The sequence below is a fragment of the Streptococcus mitis genome (genome assembly GCF_946190375.1).
Taxonomy (GTDB): domain Bacteria; phylum Bacillota; class Bacilli; order Lactobacillales; family Streptococcaceae; genus Streptococcus; species Streptococcus mitis_CJ.
On record NZ_CAMIAF010000010.1, the window covers coordinates 78,317 to 84,316 of the forward strand.

Annotated in this window: 7 protein-coding genes; all 7 read left to right on the forward strand. The window is 38.3% G+C overall.

The features are described 5' to 3' along the window. The first annotated feature begins 94 nt into the window (after positions 1-94). Entirely contained in the window at positions 95-802 is a 708-nt protein-coding gene (locus N8M09_RS06160) for a glucosamine-6-phosphate deaminase (protein ID WP_050315967.1), read from the forward strand. A gap of 151 nt (positions 803-953) precedes the next feature. After that, positions 954-1,130 (forward strand): 30S ribosomal protein S21, encoded by a 177-nt coding sequence (rpsU, locus tag N8M09_RS06165; protein WP_000048054.1) that lies wholly within the window; start codon positions 954-956, stop codon positions 1,128-1,130. Between the two features lie 129 nt (positions 1,131-1,259). Next, entirely contained in the window at positions 1,260-2,195 is a 936-nt protein-coding gene (hprK, locus tag N8M09_RS06170) for an HPr(Ser) kinase/phosphatase (RefSeq protein ID WP_033676741.1), read from the forward strand. Beyond that, complete coding sequence (gene lgt / locus N8M09_RS06175) at positions 2,188-2,976, forward strand: prolipoprotein diacylglyceryl transferase (RefSeq protein WP_261064537.1); 789 nt, start codon at positions 2,188-2,190, stop codon at positions 2,974-2,976. Before hprK ends, lgt begins: the two co-directional genes overlap by 8 nt. After that, complete coding sequence (locus N8M09_RS06180) at positions 2,977-3,360, forward strand: DUF948 domain-containing protein (RefSeq protein WP_419991727.1); 384 nt, start codon at positions 2,977-2,979, stop codon at positions 3,358-3,360. It begins immediately after the preceding gene. A gap of 15 nt (positions 3,361-3,375) precedes the next feature. Beyond that, positions 3,376-3,771, forward strand: coding sequence for a YtxH domain-containing protein (locus tag N8M09_RS06185; protein ID WP_261064538.1), 396 nt, complete (start codon positions 3,376-3,378; stop codon positions 3,769-3,771). 504 nt (positions 3,772-4,275) lie between these two features. After that, a partial coding sequence (locus N8M09_RS06190) for a YSIRK-type signal peptide-containing protein (protein WP_261064540.1) occupies positions 4,276-6,000 on the forward strand: 1,725 nt, incomplete at its 3' end.

Genomic DNA, 6,000 nt, shown 5'->3' on the forward strand with positions numbered 1-6,000 from the left:
TAGTCGCTCTTTTTTTAGAAATTAAATCGTTTTCACTTGACAAAAATTGGTCTATACCATATAATAAATATAGATAGAAATGGAGGATGAAAAGATGAAAGTCATTAAAGTTGAAAACCAAGTTGAAGGTGGAAAAGTTGCTTTTGAGATTTTGAAGGAAAAATTGGCCAACGGCGCTCAAACCCTAGGACTTGCTACAGGAAGCAGTCCACTTGAATTTTACAAGGAAATTGTTGAAAGTGACCTTGATTTTTCAAATCTAACCAGTGTCAACCTTGATGAGTATGTAGGACTTGATGGCGACAATCCTCAGTCTTATCGTCACTTCATGCAAGAAAACTTGTTCAACCAAAAACCATTTAAAGAAAGTTTCTTGCCTCGTGGGGTTAAGGATCATGCTGAAGCTGAAGTTGAACGCTACAACCAAATTTTGGCTGATCATCCAGTTGACCTGCAAATCTTGGGAATTGGTCGCAATGGACATATCGGATTTAATGAGCCTGGTACTCCATTTGACAGTCAAACGCATCTAGTCGAACTGGACCAGTCTACTATCGAAGCAAACGCACGTTTCTTTGACAAGATTGAAGACGTCCCAACCCAAGCCATTTCAATGGGGATTAAAAACATTTTGGATGCCAAGTCAATCCTTCTCTTTGCTTACGGTGAGTCGAAAGCAGAAGCCATTGCTGGAACAGTGTCTGGTCCAGTGACTGAGAACTTACCAGCAAGTAGCCTACAAAACCACCCAGATGTGACTATTATTGCAGATGCTGAAGCGCTCAGCTTACTTGAAAAATAAAAAACGAAACCCTTCAGTTTCTTCTATCTGAGTGCTTTAAACTCTTGTATAAATGGAAGAAAAAATCAAAATTAAACCGCATTTTTTCTTGACAATTATTCCTTTTACATGTAAAATAGAATAGATCTTGAACTTGAAGGGAGTGAAAAAAATGTCTAAAACAGTAGTACGTAAGAATGAATCTCTTGACGACGCACTTCGTCGTTTCAAACGTGCGGTTACTAAAGCTGGTACTCTTCAAGAAACACGCAAACGTGAATTCTATGAAAAACCTTCTGTAAAACGTAAACGTAAATCAGAAGCAGCTCGTAAACGTAAAAAATTCTAATTAGAAATGAAAGGCTGGAGAAATCTAGTCTTTTTCTTTTAAATAAATACTTCAAAGCCTGCAAAAATCTGAAATATCCTCCTACAATTTGATATAATAGAGAGAAGAACTCATTTGAAGGAGGAAATGATGTCGGTTTTAGTAAAAGAAGTGATTGAAAAGCTTAGACTAGACATTGTCTATGGCGAACCAGAATTGCTTGAAAAGGAAATCAATACAGCGGACATTACGCGACCTGGTCTTGAAATGACAGGTTATTTTGACTACTACACGCCAGAGCGGATCCAGCTCTTGGGGATGAAGGAGTGGTCTTATCTGATCAGCATGCCTTCCAACAGCCGTTATGAAGTTTTGAAAAAAATGTTTCTACCTGAGACACCGGCGGTCATTGTTGCCCGTGGTTTGGTGGTTCCAGAGGAGATGTTAAAAGCTGCTAGAGAATGTAAGATTGCCATTTTAACCAGCCGTACAGCGACAAGTCGTTTGTCTGGAGAGTTATCTAGCTATCTGGATTCACGTTTAGCAGAACGTACCAGTGTTCATGGTGTTTTGATGGATATCTATGGGATGGGTGTCTTGATTCAAGGCGATAGTGGTATCGGTAAGAGTGAGACAGGTTTAGAGCTTGTCAAACGTGGTCACCGCTTGGTAGCTGATGACCGGGTCGATATCTTTGCCAAGGATGAGATTACTCTTTGGGGTGAACCGGCTGAAATCTTGAGACACCTGATTGAAATTCGTGGGGTTGGGATTATCGATGTTATGAGCCTCTACGGTGCCAGTGCCGTCAAGGATTCTTCACAGGTTCAACTTGCTGTCTATTTGGAAAACTATGATACACATAAGACTTTTGATCGTCTTGGAAACAATGCAGAGGAAATAGAAATTTCTGGCGTAGCCATTCCTCGTATTCGTATTCCAGTTAAAACAGGTCGTAATATCTCTGTCGTGATTGAGGCTGCTGCCATGAATTATCGTGCCAAGGAAATGGGCTTTGATGCGACGCGTTTGTTCGAAGAACGTTTGACAAATCTCATTGCTCAAAACGAGGTGCCTAATGCTTGATCCAATTGCTATTCATCTAGGTCCTCTAGCCATTCGTTGGTATGCCTTGTGTATTGTGACAGGTTTGATTCTTGCGGTTTATTTGACCATGAAAGAAGCGCCTAGAAAGAAGATCATACCAGACGATATTTTAGATTTTATCTTGATAGCCTTTCCCTTGGCTATTTTAGGAGCTCGTCTCTACTATGTCATTTTCCGTTTTGATTACTATAGTCAGAATGTCGGTGAGATTTTTGCCATTTGGAATGGTGGTTTGGCCATTTACGGTGGTTTGATTACTGGTGCCCTTGTGCTCTATATCTTTGCTGATCGTAAACTTATCAATACTTGGGATTTTCTAGATATTGCGGCGCCTAGCGTCATGATTGCCCAAAGTTTAGGTCGCTGGGGTAATTTCTTTAACCAAGAAGCCTATGGTGCAGCAGTGGATAATCTGGATTATCTACCTGGTTTTATCCGTGACCAGATGTATATTGATGGGAGCTACCGTCAACCGACCTTCCTTTATGAGTCTCTATGGACTCTACTTGGATTTGCCTTGATTTTGATATTCAGACGAAAATGGAAGAGTCTCAGACGAGGTCATATCACTGCTTTCTACTTGATTTGGTATGGTTTCGGTCGTATGGTCATCGAAGGCATGCGAACAGATAGCCTCATGTTCTTTGGCCTTCGAGTGTCTCAATGGCTATCAGTTGTCCTTATCGGTTTCGGTATTTTTATCATTCTTTATCAAAATCGAAAGAAGGCCCCTTACTATGTTACAGAGGAGGAAAACTAAATGTTAGAAGTTGCATATATTCTTGTTGCCCTAGCTTTGATTGTCTTTTTAGTCTATCTAATCATTACTGTACAAAAGCTTGGCCGTGTTATCGATGAAACAGAGAAGACGATTAAAACCTTGACTTCAGATGTGGATGTGACCTTGCATCACACCAATGAATTGCTGTCTAAGGTCAATGTCTTGGCAGATGATATCAATGTCAAGGTGGCAACGATTGATCCACTCTTTAATGCTGTTGCAGATTTATCTCTATCTGTTTCCGACCTCAATGACCATGCGCGTGTCTTGAGTAAGAAAGCTTCATCAGCTGGTTCAAAAACACTCAAGACTGGTGCAAGTTTGTCAGCTCTTCGTCTTGCAAGTAAATTTTTCAAAAAATAAAAAAGGAGAATCCTTATGGGTAAACTATCCTCAATCCTTTTAGGAACCGTTTCAGGTGCAGCTCTTGCCTTGTTTTTAACAAGCGATAAGGGCAAACAAGTTTGCAGTCAGGCTCAAGATTTTCTAGATGATTTGAGAGAAGATCCTGAGTATGCCAAGGAGCAGGTCTGTGAAAAACTGACAGAAGTTAAGGATCAGGCTACAGATTTTGTTCTGAAAACCAAAGAACAGGTTGAGGCAGGAGAAATCACTGTGGACAGTGTCCTTGCTCAAGCCAAATCATGTGCCCGTCAAGCGACAGAAGCATCAAAAAATCAATTCAATAATCTCAGGGAGCAATGGCAAGAAAAGGCTGAAACTTTTGATGAATCAGAAGAGATTGTGATTGATATAAAAGAAGAAAAAATCTAGATTTGAGAGAGTTGGATAAAAATCCAATATTAGTCGCAAATCTAGTAAATTGTATAAGATAAAACGCATAGTATTAATGGCTGTAATGCCTGATATTATGCGTTTTTTATGATTTTTAAGACTTTTTGCTAAACCTTTTTTAAAACACATGAGTGTTATGACTATTTATGGTATAATGGCAGTGTTGGAAGTGAAATATTTATACTCTTCGAAAATCTCTTCAAACCGCGTCAACGTCGCCTTGCCGTACTCAAGTACAGCCTGCGGCTAGTTTCCTAGTTTGCTCTTTGATTTTCATTGAGTATTACATTTTTTTATATTTTACTGATATTTTATTAATATTAATCGATCCATTTTTCTATGATTAGAAATTAATGTGGTAGTTTATGATCAAGTAGAGGAAAAGTTCTAAAATTTTAGTCAAGAAATGATCTAGTATTCTGTCAAGGCAAAATATTAGAACCCTCTATTTTGTAAAAAATAGTTAGAAAGAAAGTTTGTAAAATGAAAGATATTTTTAATAAACGTCAACGTTTTTCGATTCGAAAGTTTTCTGTTGGAGTGGCTTCTGTATTAATAGGAATTGCCTTGTTTACACCATCTCAGGGAGTACTTGCTTCTACGGAAAATTCTCTACCTTCTGTGGAGAAAAGAGAAGCTGTGCAACCTATATCAGATAATCAAAATAATCCTTCTTCTGAGTTAGATACCAGAGATGTTCCAATAGGATCTACAAGGACCACAGAACCCGGCAGACCTGGGGATAAGGAAAATAATAGCTTGACCACAAGGGATTTCGTGGCGGGTGAAGACAGATCAAGCACTCCAGCGGTGAGAGCAACATCAAATTCTTCCGAGGTTAAAAAGTATGAATTAACTGATGAGTATGCTAAGCAAATAAAAGCAGGAGTAATCGGTTCAGAAGGTAATAAGCTTGACAGTTTGTTATTAAACGGCCCTCAGTTAAGTCCAGAAGCTTATACAGATGATGATTACTTGAAGGATAAAGAAGAACTTTACATTTATGAAAAAGGCGGGAAAAAGTATGTAGGTTATAATAGTCATCCCTTATTAGAAGATACTGATGGTGATGGTATTATTGACAGTAAAGAAAAGCCAGATGAAAAATTAAAATGGAATGTAAGTGAGCGCGATATGATTATGTTCATGGAATTGTCCTACCGTGATGATAATTATATTGATAGAGTGCTGAATCATAAGAAACCCTTAACGGAATCAGAGTTATATAAAAAGAATGGTGACAGTAAACCACGTTACGAATATATGATGATGAATAAGGAATTGGGACCTTATTGGGAAAGGAAGAAAAGTTATCATACATCTAGCGGACTAGATGCTGTCTTGTATGAAACTAAGAGTGATTTCTCATATTTACCAAATGGAACTGCACAAGTATTAGCGTTTCGTGGAACAAGTGATGCGAAAGATATAGGAGCTGATATAAGACTTGGAACAGGAAGCAATCCTCAGCAAGGGAAAGATGCAGAAAATATCATGCGTGAACTAGCCAAAGATAAGAGTATTACCAATCTTTATTTGACAGGCCATTCTTTAGGAGGATATTTAGTACAACGGGCAATGGTTGAAGCCTATCAGTTGGCATATTCTGACAGCAGAGTCATGTCTCCTAGAGAACAGTCAGCTTATAGAAACTTTTATAATAATGTATTAAAAAAAGGAACAACATTTAATGCTCCAAAAGTTGTGACAAGTTTGGTTTCTGGCCGTGAATTTTGGCAGAAAGGTTTAGATAGCAAAAAAATAGCTAAGTCAGGGAAATTGACTCATTATATTGTTGATAATGATTCGACGATAAGAAAAGGTGTCAGCAATGATAGTGATGTTGTTATAAATGTTGGACGAACCAGTGGAGGTCATAGTTCACGTTCTTATTTTGAAGCCGATATGATTAATAGACGATCAGAGTTTATATCTGGGAAACGAATTTCTCTAGATGGGACAGGTTATCAAGATAAAAAAATTACAACAGTTAAATCTGTAGAAAAAGTTGGAGAAACTGCTGTATATAGTAAACGCGGAGATGACATCATTAAGTCAACAACTGTGAGTATGAAAGATCCTGATACAGGACAGATTACTAAAAATACACTTGACGAAGTGTTCAAGAAAGATGGAGCTAAATCTAAGGTTGTGGTTACGCCAATACAGCCAAGTGTTCGTTATGAAAAAGACGCGACAAAAGCTAAA

Excerpts from the sequence above, each read along its gene's own strand:
- N8M09_RS06160 (WP_050315967.1), top strand. The coding sequence starts at position 95 with ATGAAAGTCATTAAAGTTGAAAACCAAGTTGAAGGTGGAAAAGTTGCT.
- N8M09_RS06180 (WP_419991727.1), top strand. The coding sequence starts at position 2,977 with ATGTTAGAAGTTGCATATATTCTTGTTGCCCTAGCTTTGATTGTCTTT.
- lgt (WP_261064537.1), top strand. The coding sequence starts at position 2,188 with ATGCTTGATCCAATTGCTATTCATCTAGGTCCTCTAGCCATTCGTTGG.
- N8M09_RS06185 (WP_261064538.1), top strand. The coding sequence starts at position 3,376 with ATGGGTAAACTATCCTCAATCCTTTTAGGAACCGTTTCAGGTGCAGCT.
- rpsU (WP_000048054.1), top strand. The coding sequence starts at position 954 with ATGTCTAAAACAGTAGTACGTAAGAATGAATCTCTTGACGACGCACTT.
- hprK (WP_033676741.1), top strand. The coding sequence starts at position 1,260 with ATGTCGGTTTTAGTAAAAGAAGTGATTGAAAAGCTTAGACTAGACATT.